General features: G+C 36.9%; 10 protein-coding genes. 1 reads left to right on the forward strand and 9 read right to left on the reverse strand.

Annotated elements, in window-relative coordinates:
* Positions 1-311: 311 nt before the first annotated feature.
* The 7 genes from ACXHJ1_RS19645 to ACXHJ1_RS19675 form a co-directional block, all read right to left on the reverse strand.
* Positions 312-857 carry a PTS sugar transporter subunit IIA gene (locus ACXHJ1_RS19645; protein WP_107733604.1) on the reverse strand — a complete coding sequence of 182 codons (546 nt, stop codon included), beginning with the start codon at positions 855-857 and terminating at the stop codon, positions 312-314.
* Positions 858-943: 86 nt separating this feature from the next.
* Entirely contained in the window at positions 944-3,610 is a 2,667-nt protein-coding gene (locus ACXHJ1_RS19650; RefSeq protein WP_457905086.1) for a glycosyl hydrolase, read from the reverse strand.
* A 634-nt stretch (positions 3,611-4,244) separates the two neighbouring features.
* Positions 4,245-5,114: an SMP-30/gluconolactonase/LRE family protein gene (locus ACXHJ1_RS19655; protein ID WP_457905087.1), complete on the reverse strand. Its 870-nt coding sequence runs from the start codon at positions 5,112-5,114 to the stop codon at positions 4,245-4,247.
* Between the two features lie 57 nt (positions 5,115-5,171).
* Positions 5,172-6,353 (reverse strand): serine hydrolase domain-containing protein, encoded by a 1,182-nt coding sequence (locus ACXHJ1_RS19660; protein WP_457905088.1) that lies wholly within the window; start codon positions 6,351-6,353, stop codon positions 5,172-5,174.
* Between the two features lie 132 nt (positions 6,354-6,485).
* Complete coding sequence (locus ACXHJ1_RS19665) at positions 6,486-8,909, reverse strand: glycoside hydrolase family 3 N-terminal domain-containing protein (RefSeq protein ID WP_457905089.1); 2,424 nt, start codon at positions 8,907-8,909, stop codon at positions 6,486-6,488.
* A gap of 16 nt (positions 8,910-8,925) precedes the next feature.
* Complete coding sequence (locus ACXHJ1_RS19670) at positions 8,926-10,308, reverse strand: PTS transporter subunit EIIC (protein ID WP_457905090.1); 1,383 nt, start codon at positions 10,306-10,308, stop codon at positions 8,926-8,928.
* 15 nt (positions 10,309-10,323) lie between these two features.
* The gene (locus ACXHJ1_RS19675) at positions 10,324-11,304 is read right to left on the reverse strand and encodes a family 43 glycosylhydrolase (RefSeq protein WP_457905091.1); all 981 of its coding nucleotides are present in this window, start codon (positions 11,302-11,304) and stop codon (positions 10,324-10,326) included.
* Positions 11,305-11,735: 431 nt separating this feature from the next.
* On the opposite strand from ACXHJ1_RS19675, the gene ACXHJ1_RS19680 reads away from it, so the two are divergent.
* Positions 11,736-12,746, forward strand: coding sequence for an AraC family transcriptional regulator (locus tag ACXHJ1_RS19680; RefSeq protein ID WP_457905092.1), 1,011 nt, complete (start codon positions 11,736-11,738; stop codon positions 12,744-12,746).
* A gap of 135 nt (positions 12,747-12,881) precedes the next feature.
* On the opposite strand, the gene bglS is transcribed toward ACXHJ1_RS19680, so the two are convergent.
* Both bglS and ACXHJ1_RS19690 read right to left on the reverse strand, forming a co-directional pair.
* A complete protein-coding gene (gene bglS / locus ACXHJ1_RS19685; RefSeq protein WP_017426919.1) occupies positions 12,882-13,595 on the reverse strand; it encodes a beta-glucanase in 714 nt (237 codons plus the stop codon).
* A gap of 197 nt (positions 13,596-13,792) precedes the next feature.
* Positions 13,793-15,700: a carbohydrate-binding protein gene (locus ACXHJ1_RS19690; RefSeq protein WP_107733611.1), complete on the reverse strand. Its 1,908-nt coding sequence runs from the start codon at positions 15,698-15,700 to the stop codon at positions 13,793-13,795.
* Between the last annotated feature and the right edge of the window lie 1,358 nt (positions 15,701-17,058).

Genomic DNA, 17,058 nt, shown 5'->3' on the forward strand with positions numbered 1-17,058 from the left:
CCTTTAGCTACACACCAGGTATAAACAAAACCTCTTAACGTAAGCGTTTCCATACTGTTGTAATCGTTTTCATTTATATCTATATTTAAAGGAACACTGTAACGAACATAGGACTCCATTTGGACTCTGTACATCCATTTGTTAGTTCCGTTGTTGAACAAATTGCACAGCTGTACAAATCACGTCGGAAAATTGAGGCATTTTCCTATTGGATTAAGTAACACCTCAATATTCCTACGTTGTTTGGTCCCACTGAAAATGCTCATATTGGTGGCTGCCTTATTTTACTCTTCCACCTTTTCACACTACTATCATGATATAACTTCCATCAGCCTATCTTTTGCTAATACCTTATTGCTATCCGTTTTCTTGATATCTCTATAGTTATCTGTATTAGTAATAACGATAGAAGTTATAACTTCATATCCCTCCTTTTTAATAGCTTCCACATCAAATTCTACTAATAGGTCTCCGATATTAACTCGATCCCCCTCATTTACATGAGGTACAAAATATTTGCCCTTTAAAGCAACTGTATTAATGCCTATATGAATTAAAATCTCAACTCCATCGTCGGTCTTCAATGCAATAGCATGCTTAGTAACAAAGAACGCTGCAATTTCCCCATTAACCGGCGAAACCACTTTACCTATAGACGGCTCAATTGCTATTCCTTTCCCCATTAATTCTTGGGAGAATGTGATGTCATTTACTTCACTAAGATTTTTAACCTCACCACTTAATGGGCTGTATATTATTTCTGATTTTTGTTTATTATTAAGTGCTGGATCTTTTTTAATTGTTTCTTTTTTATCTTGTATATTAAACATGTTCTTAATAAAATTTGAAAAACTCATAAGAACCCATCCTCTGTAATTTTAATAATTAAATTTAGGATAATATCTCATTTAAACCGCTTTAGACCGAAGCTACAATAATACGGTTAGTAAAGCACTAAATTAACAGAACCCGTAATGCCAGTTGGTTCATGTATAAGGTACTGTGAAAAAAAGTCCTTTTGCTCTTTTTCTAAAGTATTCGTCACTTCAATTACTAAATTATTACTCCCCATTCTTAAGCAATTGCTCACTTCAAAATTATAGGGTGGGCATATTTTACTTCCAACATGGCAGCCATTCATGGAAATATTCACAATTTCATAGGCATCTTTTATGAATATAAATGCATTTTCAAAGTTTTTACTTACGTTGAAGTCTATTTCGTATCTAACCGTACCCGAAAAATCAGGGTATAAATTCGGTGCTGCTAAGTTAACCAGCTTATCTAATACTGTAGTGGTTTCAAATTCAGGATATTTTTCAGAGGTAGATAACGAAATTTTCCACTCACCACTGATCTCCTGAATATCGATCTGCTGCTTATCCGTTATTATGGATTCGATACTCGCCGTTATGTTTTTACTAAAAATAATTATTTTAGATTCATATTTTTCAAGGTTTAATTTAAACTTGCTGCCTTTTTGAGTTCTCTCTAAATTTATATTAAGAACTTTATTTTCAAAGGCATCATATACATATGCATCTAAGTGAAGAGGAACCTCAACCACTGTATTAATGGAATGATACGGATGTTCATTGAAGAACATAAATACATCTCCATCTTGATGGGTATAGTGATAATATCTTAAGTATGGTTGCTGATCATCAACCTGGATATCATAAATATCTGAATTTTTTAAATCAGTTACTAAATTATCAAGCCCTATTACTTTACAATTTTCAACTTCTTGTAATTTTCGAAATTCCTTATCAATATTAATACCTTCACTAGAACCCTTTGGAAGATCATCTATAAAATAAACTTTAAACCCGGCCTCTAAATAAACTAATAGTTTTTCTATTAGTTTTTTAGGTAAAGATTCAGAATATGGGATGACTAGCCCTGAAAACGATTCGTTATTTACAATAAGCTTCTGATCTTTAATTTCAGACGTAATTAATATATCAGTGGGCAATATATCAAAATCAATTTGATTTTGCATTAACTCTTTAGCCGGTTTTTGTAATAGCATATATTCACCGGACCACTCTGCTTCACCATGATATAAAACAGCTACGGGTGCTACATGTATCCCATCGGTCAGCAAATGGCTAATCTTATTCGTATACTCATTTAAAATCTTCATGTATCTAAACTGTGGATTTTTACCATGGGCATAAAAGTGAGGTGGACAATCTAAATCTGGAAATTCTTTTGGCGAAAACGCATGTGGTACAAAGTAATTAACTCCTCTAACGAGCATATGATCCGTTATCCACTTCATTAGCTTTAATCCTTCGCCCCATCCATACGCTCCAAAAACTTCACACAATGTGCGTCCGTTTTTCTTTTCATCCATATGGCCCAAAGATGCTCCCATTTTAGCTAATGCATAGTGAAAAAACTCACCATCCCAACCTGATGATGTAGATGATTTAAAATATCCTTTATCCATTCCGGGCAATATTTGATGTAATACTACATCTAGCCCTGACATATCTTGTTCCCACAAGCTTCTATAAAAATGACCTGCTCCATAGCCTAATCTGGCATGTGCATTATTATCCTCTATTACATGCCCAATATATTCAACATTATGGGCTCTGCACCATTCCCCCAACTTTTGGGTAAAATTTTCAGAATACAGCTTAGTTATCAAATCCATATATAAATATCTAATTTTATTTTCTCTTGACTTTCCATTCGCCCATAACAAGGGTAAATATTTAACAACCTCTTCTGAAGTGTTTTTTTGCAATAGGTCTATCAGATCTTCTCTCCATGGCAATACCATGTCAAATCTTCCAATTGAAGCGTTGGGTCCTTTCACATTTCCAAAACGTGGTTCATCTGAAAAAAATCCAGCAATAGTTGTTCCGAAATCTTTTTTATATCTACTTAAGTGTGCTTCATAAACCGTATCAATTAATACTTGTGTTCCTCTTGGATCAATTGGATTCAAATAACCTTCTGTAGACTTTTCTCCACCATTGAAGGTTTGTACAATAGTAAAAATTCTCCAATGCCCTTCTGGAATATCAAAGTAAACAACGCCATTCATTAGGTTGTCTGATATATCGCATAAAGTATCAGGATCTATTTCATCACTGTTAATTATCTTCGCTGCAATTACTCCTATGATCTTATCTTCCAAGTTAAATTTGCTTGTTTCCTTTTTAGACTTTTCTACTCCCACGCTCATGACAGCATCTCTTGAACCATTGGCTGCCCACTTTACAATAATTCCTGCATCTTTATAGGGACCTACAAAATCTTGCTGATGGATTTTTAAAAATAATTTTTGTAGATTTGGATACTCTTTTTTAATTCTTCCATTGGCATAACCTGTTGGAAAATGAGAATCATCTACAATCCACACTTTCATATTACGTTTTCTTGCTTCATCCATAATTACATCCATGTCTTCCCACCATTTAGGCCCCAAAAAATCAGGATGAGGACGTGATTCCACACATACAGCTTTTATTCCGGATTCATTAATTTTTTTCATATATTCGCGCAATATACCTTCTTCTTCACCATGCTGCCAGAAGAACGGCATTATATAATTACTTTCCTTATTTTCTAAAACTTCATCTAATTTCTTCATATATTATTCGTTCCTTTCTTGATACTATCTACCAATCACCTTTTTATGTAAGTAGAATAGCAGTTCATTTTATATCAATTAAAAATAAATTATTTCATATAGTATCCATACTTTAGGCATTTAAATATCAAAATAAAAGAAAATAACTAACCAAATCTAACATACAATAAACTTATTCGTTTTTAACATTGAAAATTGAGCCTTTATATATTTGAGAATTAATTCAAATACGCATACTATCCTCCTTTTACCACCAAATGCGTATGATCTCTATAAATAAAGGATATCATCTTCTCAAATACTCTAAAATATCAAATCATCACGTATTCACTGACCTATCTTAATATTTTCCTCGCATTAAACTTGAAACAAAAATAACCCTATAAAATATATCTATGAGTAGTGTGCTTTTATAAGCATAATATTGCTTTTTGATTAGCCATGAGCTCTTTCTTTAAATTGATAATTTAAATTCCCTGCAGATTAGCACAATAAAACCTAAGCACTGATACCATAATTCGTAGTATCAATAGCTTAGGTTTTGAGTTTGTCCAGTATATCTTTTAAGGCTTTTATAAATAGGTTCTGAATTAAAGACATGTTAGCTTTTTAATATTTAAATAACGTTAGAAAGTTATGGTAGACCTGCACCTGGAACCTCGACATCAACAACCTCAATTCGAGAGCCACGTTTAATCTGAGCAGCTTCAGGATTACTTAAGGTATCTACATCTAAATCATTATGCGCATCTACTGTGACAATGAATAATGTCCTGCGCTCAGGTCCTCCTAACATGCATGCTAAAGGTGTAGTTGATACTTTTATGCGGTGAGTTACTTCGCCACCTTCACGTAAACGAATCACCTCACCCCTATTCGGAGTAGCAGCCCAGATAGCGCCTTCAGCGTCAAGACAAATCCCGTCAGGACCAGCTTCCATATATGCCCAGACACGGCGTCCTGTTAGTGATCCATCCTCCTCAATGTTAAATGCAACGAGTTGTTTCGCAAACGTGTCAGCCGCTATAAGCATATTTCCGTCAGAAGTAATGACCATTCCATTGGGACAAATCATTTCATCAGCTACAACACGCACATCCCCTTCTGGGGTAACCAGTATTATCCATGCTTCTACTTCTTGGCCAGGCTTATAAGACCGTACGTCATAACCATAACTTCCAACGTAAGCACGTCCCTTATGATCTACTACCATGTCATTAATACCCACTGCTAACTTGCTAAGGTCTGCTACTGCCGACAGCCCACTCGAGTCCTGCCGCAATATTCGGCCATCTCCTGAAACTATAAGCAACCGACCATCAGGAAGCCATCCTAGTCCAGATGGCAAGGTCGGCACATCCACAACGATCTCAGCCTTGCCGTTGATATCAACTTTCATCACTTTTTTACCAAATATATCTGAAAACCAGAGTTTATGCGCATGCCAACGCGGGCCTTCGCCCCACACCAGTTCATCCAAAAGAATTTTAGTTTCATAATTCATAATATACATCTCCTTATCAATATACATTACTTCCAGAAACAAAAGATTAACTTGGATTTATTTACAATATGAACTTAGGATAATATTGCGCAGCTTTCTAGTAAGTGTAGTCGTTCCCGCATCTTTTTTTTGCATCATGAATAGGAATGTTAAATCGTCCTCTGGACAATTACAAAAGTATGCCCCAAGCCAACCATCCCATCCATATTCCCCAAGGCATCCCAAATCTCCAGCTTTACTGCAATCTGTCATTACACGCATTAAGTTTCCATAACTGTGTCCGCTTAACGTTAGCCATTCATCAAAGCTTTTCTGCTGTATCTCATTTAAAGTTCCTGATGTCAGATATTTCACTGTTTTAGGTCGCAAAATCTGAACGTCGTCAAGATTTCCTCCATTCATAAGCATTGTAGTAAATTTTGAGTAATCATCTATTGTAGACGCAAGTCCTGCTCCTCCAGATTCAAATGCCGGATCCATATCCATCTGATTAATAATACCCAAATTATTTCCGGTATAAGGCTGTAATTTACCTAGCCCATTGTCTTCATATGCTCTTACAAGACGGTGCCTTTTCTCTGATGGTATCCAAAAACCAGTATCCCACATTCCCAGTGGTTCAAATAATTCCTTCTTTAAAAATTCTCCATAGCTTATACCACTAGCTATTTCTATAACAGCCCCGAGTACATCAGCAGAGGTCCCGTAATTCCAAGAAGTTCCTGGTTGAAAGGCAAGGGCGCACTCTCCTAGTCTGCTCATAGCTTCCACAGTACTCAATGGAGAATCCCCTAATAGCCTATTCTTTATCTCTATGAATAATGCTTCAGTATCCCGACCAGCTCTGTTATCCCCGCCGTAAACCAAGCCTGAGGTCATTGAAAGCAAATCTTTTAAATTCACTTCACGTACCGCCGGAACCAGCTTGCCTCCCTCATCAACCATCTGATTTTTAAAACTAGGAATATACTTACTTACTGGATCATATAAATCTATATCGCCTCGCTCTAGTAGTATCATTACACCAGCAGCTGTAACAGGTTTAGTCATAGAATACAGTCTAAAAATGGAATCTCTTTTTATTGGAATTCCAGCTTCCTTATCTGCCCAACCATCTTCATGGTAGAAAATTTCTTTTCCATCTTTGATAATCATTAAATTTGCGCCGGCTATGTAGTCATTGTCTATGCTATTTCTTAAAGTTTTTTTTATCTGACTGATTTCTGTATCATTAATCATTTTGGACCCCTCCATATTCCTACTATTTACTGTTACTTTGCTTTTATAAAACAATTGGAAAATAAGATATAGCAGATTATATACTAACCTGCTATATCTTACTAATTGCATATTTAATTAATTGGTGGGAACCTATTCACTGATTTTATAAGAGGCGTAATATTCCCTATTCTTACTTTGCGTATAGCCATCTTCTAAAATATAGACATTCGTTTTTAACCGGATATCCTCCGAAGAAGAGCCTATCATCACATCAAATTCCCCTGCTTCTATCTTCCATTTCATATCTTCATCTAGGAATGCAAGTTGACTAGGATCAATATAGAAATCTACTTTTTTCTTTTGTTTAGCTTCTAAAGGTATTCTACAAAATCCAACCAATTCCTGTGCTGGTCTAACTAAAGATGCCACTTTATCACATACATAGATTTGGGCAATTTCAACACCAGCTGTATCCCCTGAGTTTTCTACTTCAAAACTAGTATGAATCTTCTCAAATGGTTTTATCTTTGATTTTTCTGTTTGTAGATTATGATAATCAAATGTAGTATACGATAAACCATAACCAAAATAATATCTTGGAGTATGGGGAAGATCGATATATCTAGTAAATGGGGAACCGGTTTGAACATGATAACTTGATCCCTGACTGTGGTTATAATAAAGTGGCGCTTGAGCCGAACTATATGCAACAGAAACTGGAAGTTTACCACTTGGATTATTTGTACCAAGAATTGTTTCTACAATAGCTTGACTACCAAACTCCCCAGGGTTCCAAGCTTCAATAATTGCAGAAGCATATTTATCAGCAGCATCACTAGATATAGGCCTTCCATCTAAATGAACAACTATAAAAGGAATTCCACTCTCGCCTAATTTCACTAAAAACTCTTCTTGGCATTGAGGAAGATTAATACTACTTGAGTCAATCCCTTCTCCTGTTGAGCATGATGTTCCCCATCCATATTTTCCGCCAACCGTAACAATTGTAACATCAGATTCTTTCGCAAGTTTTAACGCATCTTCATGATGACGAGCATCATTCCCTACATAAGGATAACCATACTGATATTGAATATCAGAGTTTGGACAAGATTGCTTAAACTGTTCTAAAATATTCCTACAATGCTTATACGCTTTACTTGCAACTTGTTCAAGCTTTGGAATTTCTACATCAATAATACTCCCAGGATATGTGTTTTTCTTTTTATTTCTCCAAAGCACGTCATCTGTTTGTACTTCAATACCTGCCATCGTATTTCTAGCACCCATAGCAAGTTCTAATACGCTACCATATGAATACCCACCGAATAAGCTTCTTGTAGATCTTGCATTATGTCCAATTATAGCTATTTTTTTATCGGCTGCATCTAATGGTAAAATCCCATTATTCTTAAGAAGAATTAATGATTCTCTGGCATATTTCAAACTAACCTTTTTTGATTCTTCCTTGTTGAATACTTCATTTATTTTTTCATATGAAGAAGGAAATGGATTTTCAAAAATTCCGAGTCTAAACTTCTCAGTTAAAACTCTTAATACAGTTTCATCTAGAAGCTGAATATTTATTGTACCTTCTTCCAATAGTTGAATTAAATTGTCCCCATAAGCACTTGGTGTTGGTAATTCTAAATCAAATCCAGCATTCAATGCCTTTACTGCAGCTTCATTCTTTCCTTCACAGACTTTCATTCGTGTAAAAAGCTCTTCAATAGAAGCATAGTCTGCGACAAGTAGCCCATCAAAGCCCATTTCTTTTCTCAATAGGTCTTGCAATAAATATTTAGATGCAGCTACTGGCTCACCATTTACACTTCCGTATTGATTCATGACTGAGCGAAGATTTCCTTTGCTAATTGCAGATTGAAACGGCTTTCCAAAAATCTCCTTCAGCTCCCTATCAGGAACATTAGTCGCAGCAGCATGAATTCCGCCTTGCCCAGCATGATAACCAATAAAATGCTTGCTAGTAGCCATAATATTATATTCATCATTTTCTCCAGAATTTTGGATACCTACAACATATGAAGTTCCTAGTGCAGAAACAAGAGTAGGGTCCTCTCCATAACTTTCTCCTTGACGACCTAAACGTGCATCTCGAGTAACATCAAGAACTGGAGCTAAAGCATGTTTAATTCCAACTGCACTCATTTCTTTTCCTATTATTTTCCCTGCCTCATACTCAAGTTCTGGATCCCAGGCAGAGCCTCTACCAATTCCTGTAGGAAAACTTGTTGCTTCTGGCATCAATGCTCCAGTTAATCCTTCAATATGAAAAAGAGCAGGTATATCAAATCGACTACATTCCATTACTTTTTTTTGATAGTCTCTAAGCTTATCGGCTACCATTTCCTTAGAATCATCCCAGGCAGCAGCCAAAAAAGCTATTGCACCAACCCCATTGTGAAAAGAATTTTCTAAATTCGGACCATTTTTATCCTTAGGGTTATAGCATTGCAACTGAGCAACTTTTTCTTCTATGCTCATTCTATGAATTAAATCCTTAGCACGCTCTTCTGCCGACAATGTTGTATCTTTATATCTAAATTTATTCATGATAAATCCTCCCTTTTTACTTCAGTGCTTCGTCCGCTTTCGTTGTAAAGTATGTTAAAACTGCACTGAGAGTAAAGCTCACGAAAAAGCAGATGAAAAATCCTATAAGTGGGCCTGGATCACCACTCGGATCCATTTGGGCACCAAATGTTAAAATTCCTCCAACAGCAGCTGGCGAAAATTGATTTGTTCCTAAGATTGTATTCAATGGTCCAGCAATTCCTCCAGCAATCATTGCGCAAATAAACGGTTTCCTGTATGGCAAAGCAATCCCGAATATGGCTGGTTCAGTAATACCAAACAGTGCAGAAGTCATGGCCGAATAACCAGTAGCTTTATTTTCTTTTCGTTTAGTCTTAAGTGCAAAACCAAGTGCAGCTCCAGCTAATGCCCAAACTCCCATACCTAAAATCGGGCTCAACGCATTAGAACCATTTCTTAGGGTGATATCGGTCAAAATAGGAATAAACGCATAATGTAATCCAAAAAGCACACAAAGCTGCCAAAAGGCACCGAATATTACACCAGTAGCTAAAGGGAATAAATTATAAACTCCCATAGTACCATTCGCTAACAACTCACTTACTTTTACAAATATCGGACCAACCACCATGAATGTGAAAGGCACCATTACCAAAAGTAATATCATAATTTTAAGGAATTCTAAAAATGGTGGTATGAACCTCTCTAGATACTTCTCTAACTTTGCAGCAATAAAAGTACTAAACATAACAGGAAAAATCGAATTACCGTATGAAGTTAAAATAACCGGGATTTTCAGAAATGTTAAAGCTGTACCCTCATCATGTAATTTTACAATACCTGGGAATACCAGTGATGCTCCTATCGCAGCAGCAACATAAGGGTTGGAGTCAAATGTCTTCGCAACTGAAAATGCTACAATTATGGGTAAGAAGTATAAGAAAGCATCATTTATATTTTGCAAAATAATAAAAGTACCATCTGTTGTCTGCAATACGCCTGCCATAAGGAATATAGCCAAACAACCTTTAATAATGCCCACCGCGGCCATTGTGGGCACTAATGGAAAAATCATTTTCATAAGTGATCTAGATAGCCTGTTAATCAAACTTGCTTTATTTTTTGTTTTAACTTTATCAATTTTTTCCTTAATATGATCTTCATTAGCATTGCCTTTTAATATAGAATCAACTTCAGCATAAACATCTTTAACAACGTTACCGACAATTACTTGATATTGCCCACCAGCCTTCATAACACCCAGTACTTTATCAATACCTTTGATTTCATTATCATTGGGAATTGATTCATCAGCTAAAATAAATCTCAATCTGGTTACACAGTGCGTAACACTTACAATATTCTCTGCTCCTCCAACTTTTTCAACGATTGCTTTTGCTGAATCTTTTAAATTCATACAAACTTCCCCTTATTAAAAATTGTTTGGATTCCATTCCGACTTCCATTGAATGACTGGGATGTTATCTCTAAATTCTACAGGTAGCCAAACATAATCAGACTCACTTGTATTAATGTTCCACGAGCTCTTCTCTTTTTTTCTTGTTAAGTCAACAACCCAACGGTCCCCAATCGCAATGAATAAATCTTGATTAGGTACTTTAAATACACTACTTATTTGGGAATTGAAAGTGTTCTTTTCTGTATCCTCTATACACGGATCTCCAATAATATACCAAGGTCCATGCATATTATCTGCTTTGGCACTGAGCGTTTGATTAGGATAATAACCAGTTGTCCCAGACGTAAACATAAAGTATTCATTTTCTCTTTTAAAGATAGCAGGCGCTTCACGTGCCAATGGAGGTGAACTAAAATGCAAATGCGTTGAATATTTTCCTGTTAAATTTTTATAATCGTCAGTTAAATCTGCAATTACAATTTCTGTATGAACTTTTCCAAAGATAATGTATGCCTGATCATTATCATCAACAAACAAATCAAAATCACCACTGCTCATATCTAAAGGAACTATTGTGTCAATAAGCTTAAACTCTTCATTAATACTTTTCGATGTTGCGATTCCCATATATTGATAATTCCAATCTCGTGGATTCTCATCTGTCCCTGCTAATTTCATCCACATTACAAATTCTTCATTTTTTTTGTTATAAATGATATGGGGACGATCCATAATTCTAGAAGGATGTAACGGGTTATTAACATCTGAAGGCGCCTTCAGAATAGTTTTTTCAAATTTCCAATTTATTAAATCCTCAGATGAATAACAATTAACACCATTATGCCAAACGCCACTACCCGGAATTGTATTTTCCTTATTTTCCCCATACCAGTAATAGACACCATCTACATACATTACAGAACTACCATGAGCTTGTACACGCTTACCTTTTGTATCAAGCCAAACCTGACCTGGTCGAATAGAATTAGACATTTAAAACTTCTCCTTATAAAAGATAATAGTTAAATCCCTAATCTTACATTATTAGATCTAAATACGGAAAATTTAAATATATCCTACATTGAAACTTAATGTTGGTCTCTTTTTTAATTACAGGAATTACCCCTTTCAACACTCATATAGCTCCTTGTTCACACTTAATAATAAGTCAACTGACAATAAATACGTTTTCTGTAAAATGAGTGTTTTCGTTGGATATACTAACTGATAAAAACTATAGTTTTAGATGAAGTTATATAGACGTCTCTATATTTGTGACCTCAAGGAAGCTATTAAATAATTCCCTTGAAGAAAGGATAGCATTTTCTTAATTGCTCTTTAATATCAAATAAACACATATTGACTGACCGATTTTAATATCATAACCTACTATTTAATGACTAACCTTGAGAGGGGTTTCAACTATGAATCACGATGAATTAGATAGAATGCTTAGAGTTTTAACAGAAAAAGAGCTAAAATATAAATCAAATCCTGTTATATCGGAAAGATATAAAAAAATGGAGATAATTAACTGTGAAGGGCATGATGCTTATTTATTTGATGATAATGATATGAATATGGGCGAAAATATCACCCCACGTAAACATACACGATTTGTTGAAGTACCCATGCATGTTCATACTTATATCGAACTTAGTTATGTATATTCAGGAGAATTTACAGAGGTCATAAAAGATAAGACTGTAAAACTGAAAGAAGGACAGATATCTATTATAGATACAGGAATTCCTCATTCTATTTTACCAACTACTGAAAATGACATTATTATAAATATATTAATGAGTAAAGAATACTTTTCAACTGCCTTTCTTAGCAGGCTATCAAGTAAAGGCATTATCTCAGAGTTTTTAACTAATGCTATTTCTGATAAGAGGGATCATGATAATTATATAATATTTAATTCCGAAAATAACAAAAAAATCCCTATATATATAAGAGAGCTTCTTTGTGAATATTTTGATAAATCTTTATGTTCAAATGAAATCATTGATTGCTTTATGGTGCTTATATTTTCTGAATTATTGAGGGTATTTCAGTACGACTCTAGCCACTCTAACTCTAAATCATTAAATAATGCACCTGTTATAGAAATACTTAACTATTTAGAGAAAAATTATATGACATGTACTTTGATTTCCACAGCTAAGCATTTCAATTTTCATCCAAACTATCTAAGTAATTTAATTAAAAAAACTACTAATAGATCTTTTTCTGAAATTATATTACTTCAAAAGTTAACTAGAGCCTCTATCTTACTTGAAAATACTGACGTTCCTATTTATGGGATCGCAAACGAAATAGGTTATAACAATTTAAATTTCTTTTACAAAAAGTTCAAGGAATATTTTGGTGTAACACCAAAAGAATTTCGAGACAATTCTATTTCTAAATCTATTCAAAAATTTAAGTGAAAATATTTGCTTTTTTGAAGTTTTTCATACCATCACTATGCTAACTAAAAAATCCCCTAGCGGGGTCTATTCAGCTATCTCTCCCTGTATAGGCAAAAGCAGCCCTATAGGGCTGCCTCTTCTGCTGTAATCATACTAATTGCTCGTATATTTTACCCAGTCATATTCGGCGTACAGCGGATTTGCTCCATTATATGACCCTAACCAGCTATCTACTCCGGTACCATTCCATAAATTCATCATAATTTTGCCTGGCGTACTCGGAATATTCGTGGTTGCTGTATGTTTCAGAACACCGTCAACGTACCATTTAATATACCCTGGCTGCCAATCGAAAGCATAGGTATGGAAGCTCGTTGAAGCATCAAAGCCAAGATTGATAATTTTCTCGTGCCCACCGACTCCATTGGTATAATAGTTAAACTGTACTTTTGTCGTGTCCTTTCCTAAAAATTCGATATCTATTTCATCCCATTGCGTGCCATGGGAAGGTCCTGTATACGTGAAAAAGGATGAGACAATTCCCGTGTTTTTAGCAGGCTTCATGCTGACCTCGTACAGGCCATATCCGTAATTGTTCGTTGATCGGTACTCCCCACAATCAAATTTGTTGTTCGCCGGACTCGTTAAACTCAGCTTGAGCTTTCCATCATTCGTAAAGTTAACATTGTTGGCACGCCAAGTGCAATTGAACATCTGCCCATTGGAGTACCCATCTGCCTTTTGCCAAGTACTTGAATTAAAATAACTTAATGGTTCCCAGAACACATTCCCCGCAAATGCGCTTACCGAAAAAAACAGAGAAATCACACCTGTGATCATCAGCGTAAACCAAGACTTCTTCTTCATCATACACCTCCAAGGACAATTTCAAATATGAATGAAAGTTGTGGAACGTGGTTTCCAGCAAACGTAATATGATCTGCCGAAAACCAAATAATAGAGCTTGCCTGGACATTTACCCGCTAATAGCGTTCTCTTGGAATAACAGGGCGGGTCCCTCGATTTTGCAAAAGCTCCAAAACAACTACTGTTTATATGAGCGATCATAATGAAAATTCAATAAAATCCACGTAGGCATCCCAAGTGCCGTCATCACTCGTCAAGGCGAGTTTGATCTCCTGATCTCCAGTAGCGTGAGTAATATTGGACAAGGTTTGGACAGTCGGCGTTTTGCCCGTGAAATTGAAGGAACCTACAGTTACTCCGCCAATAACCAAGTCCACCTTGGCCGTACCAGCATTGCTTGAAGCCCCCCGCACTGAGATATTATGCGTAGAGTTGGCAAAATACTGTGAATATGATACATAGTCAGCATTGGCATACAAAGCGACCCCGTCAAACGGTGCACTGATCTTGCCTGCATAAGTGCCGCCAATCTTCATATTCTCGGCTTCAACCTTGGTTATCGTATTCCCTCCCGTGTTGGGAGTGAACTGCCAGGCATCCAAATTCAACAGATTGCCGCTGCCTGACCCAGTAAACACCAGATAGATGTTGTGAACCCCCGTTGCATTATTGATCGTGGTTTCTACTTCTCTCCAGGTCTGCATACCTCCAGTTGAAGGTACTTTCAAGGAGCCGACTAGAGGGCCTGTTTCACTGTCAAGCCGTACTTCAATGTTGCCACCGACATTAGTAGCCACATTAGCTTTGAATGTCTTCGCTCCGGCAGAGCCAAAATCAGCCTTCCCGACAGCGATCCAGTCCCCATTATGGATGTTGGTCACATTCAGATTGCTAATCGGGCCGCCACTGGCTTGTGTGGGTTCGGTCGTAACGCCTGCTTGCCAGGCAATGGTCTCCGCTTCAACTCTGGTATATGGGTTCATATTGGATAGCTGAGCGATTCCTGTCATATTCCCTTGCACCTCAGAGATGCTTCCGTCCTCCTTGTACACCAGCTTATTAATATGCGGAGAGCGATAGCCTTTTCCAGCTCCAATTTGAGCCTTGCTGACCGTTTGGGCATGGTATACGACATACCATTCATTCTTAAAATTAAATACAGCATGGTGGTTGTTGCCTCCAACGCCGAAGAACGTATACGGATTTTTTAGGAAATGACCTTTATAAGTGAAGGGACCCATCGGGTTGTCGCTAACCATATAACCGATTTCACCTGCAGGGTACTGTTGAGGGTGTGTTCCGGCAAAGTTGATACAGTACGAATAGTAGTATTTGCCGTTGTATTTATGAATACCGGAATCTTCAAACAGGTAAGGAGCGTCTATAGTGGTGGCGCTTCCAATAACGCTGGTCATATCTGCGCCTAATTTGATGACTCTGGCGGTTTTAGGATTTGCAATGGAAGCCGGATCCGACTCATTAGGAATTCCGCCACCGCTATACAGGTATCCCGTGCCATCATCATCTACCAGTACAGCCGGGTCAAAAAGCCAAGTCACGCCAGCCATCCCAGGTGTACTATGTGTCACAAGCGCTTTGCCAAGGGGATCTGTCCAAGGTCCGATAGGCGTGTCTGCTGTTAGGACACCAATACCTGCTCCCCCATTGGCAAAATATAAAAAGAACTTGTCTCTGCCATTTATTTTTTTATGCGCAACTGCTGGAGCCCAAGAGTTAGAGGCCCATTTGGCAATGCCTCTTCCACTGTTTTTGTTGTTGGCACCTGCGACTGGTATCGTTCCGTGATCCGTCCAGTTCACCATGTCTGTAGAGGATATGACCTGGATACGATCCAGCGCACTGAAGTCGTTCTCTTTAATCGATCCATCCTTGTTATACACGTACGTATCACTTGACATGTAAATATACACTCTTCCATCATACACCAATGAATAGGGATCAGCTCCCAATTTATGATCCATTAGAGGATTGGAATTTCCAGGTAGCTTTGCCAGTGGTCGATTGGCAGCATCTACATTTAGCATGGGAAAGACGCTGAGCAATAAAGCGAAGGAAAGAAATAAAACTAGACATTTTCTAATCATAACATAACCTCCGTTTTTTATATGGTCTAAAGCTGAGCTATCCGTAAATTTATCAAACTTAAGAATATGCTCAGACCTCTACCCGCAAGGAGAACTGACGTAAAGAGTGGTAAGGGATAGAAATAATCTGAAACCGCTTACAAATTATTGTTTGGAAACGCTCTACAAGAGAAGTCAATACTTACTTATCTCTGTCCTTATGCTGTGAACTTCAGTATTAATTGAATAAAGTATAGAATATAAAATATTAAGCACTAATATGTAATTCAATTCATAATAATGGATTTATTTGGAACGATCATACCATACTCTATCAAATATAACAATATCATTCTAATTTATAAGAGCACACCAAAAGGGATGTAACCTACCGATTTGCTCTGTGAAATACTGACGTTTTTCCGTAACCGTTTAAGTATAATATTTGCCCTGAGTGGGTTGAGTTTGATTGTAGGCGAGCAAATTAAGGGCAGACTGTCTGTTAGGGTTATTGAGCAAAATCCACCCGCTAAATACATCACAATTTAGGCTTGGTCCACCGAAAGTTGAGTTAGGTTATTTCTAAAATCGGGCGCTCTCCTCTGTTGGACAGCGCCGATTTACAACCTTGATTAAGGCAAGATAACTACCGTCGGTATCGTTCCGATGAGGAAGATCCAGAAGCATTGTCTCTTCAACCTGGTTATCGTCTAACCCATAGCTGTTTGTCAGGCATAAACGAATATGATTATTGCATATAGCGTTCGCCATCCATGACAATGGTTTGTCCAGTGAAATAACCAATTTTCGGATTGGCAAGCTGGAGCACAAGCTCTGGATCACTTCTTTTTAGCTCGCACCATATATCAACAAAAGCAAGCTCATAAAAAATTGAGCGGATTGTATATCCTTATAGCTGAAGCTTATTATCACCAAAAAGATTTTGAGACCGCTTCGTATTACTACAGGCAAGGCCTTCCTGCTCAATGACAAAAAACCTCAGGGCTCCTTCTAGATGGATAAGGTCCCTGAGGTTTAATCATTTATATCCATTTATGGCTCATAACGCTTAATAACGATGACCGATTGTGGCCACCAATGCCGAAGGGATTGGATAGCCCGATATTTTAATGAGGCTTTACGTGCTTCGTGAGGCACATAGTCCAGATGAACCGTTGACCGAATGAGTGCTGGAATTGGCCTTTTTTTCAAATGGTGAAAAGCAGACTGAGCATGTTTCGAAACTTGAGAGAGCAACGAAATGAGAATGGATCGTTGTTATATCAGAAAAAAATATTTTGCAGGCCAGGGCCGTCGGTTTGAGCCGCTACCCTTGCCTGCAAACTGAAATCATTTCTTTTAAAAAAATGAAAACTGAT

This window comes from Paenibacillus sp. ALE2 (assembly GCF_054113385.1).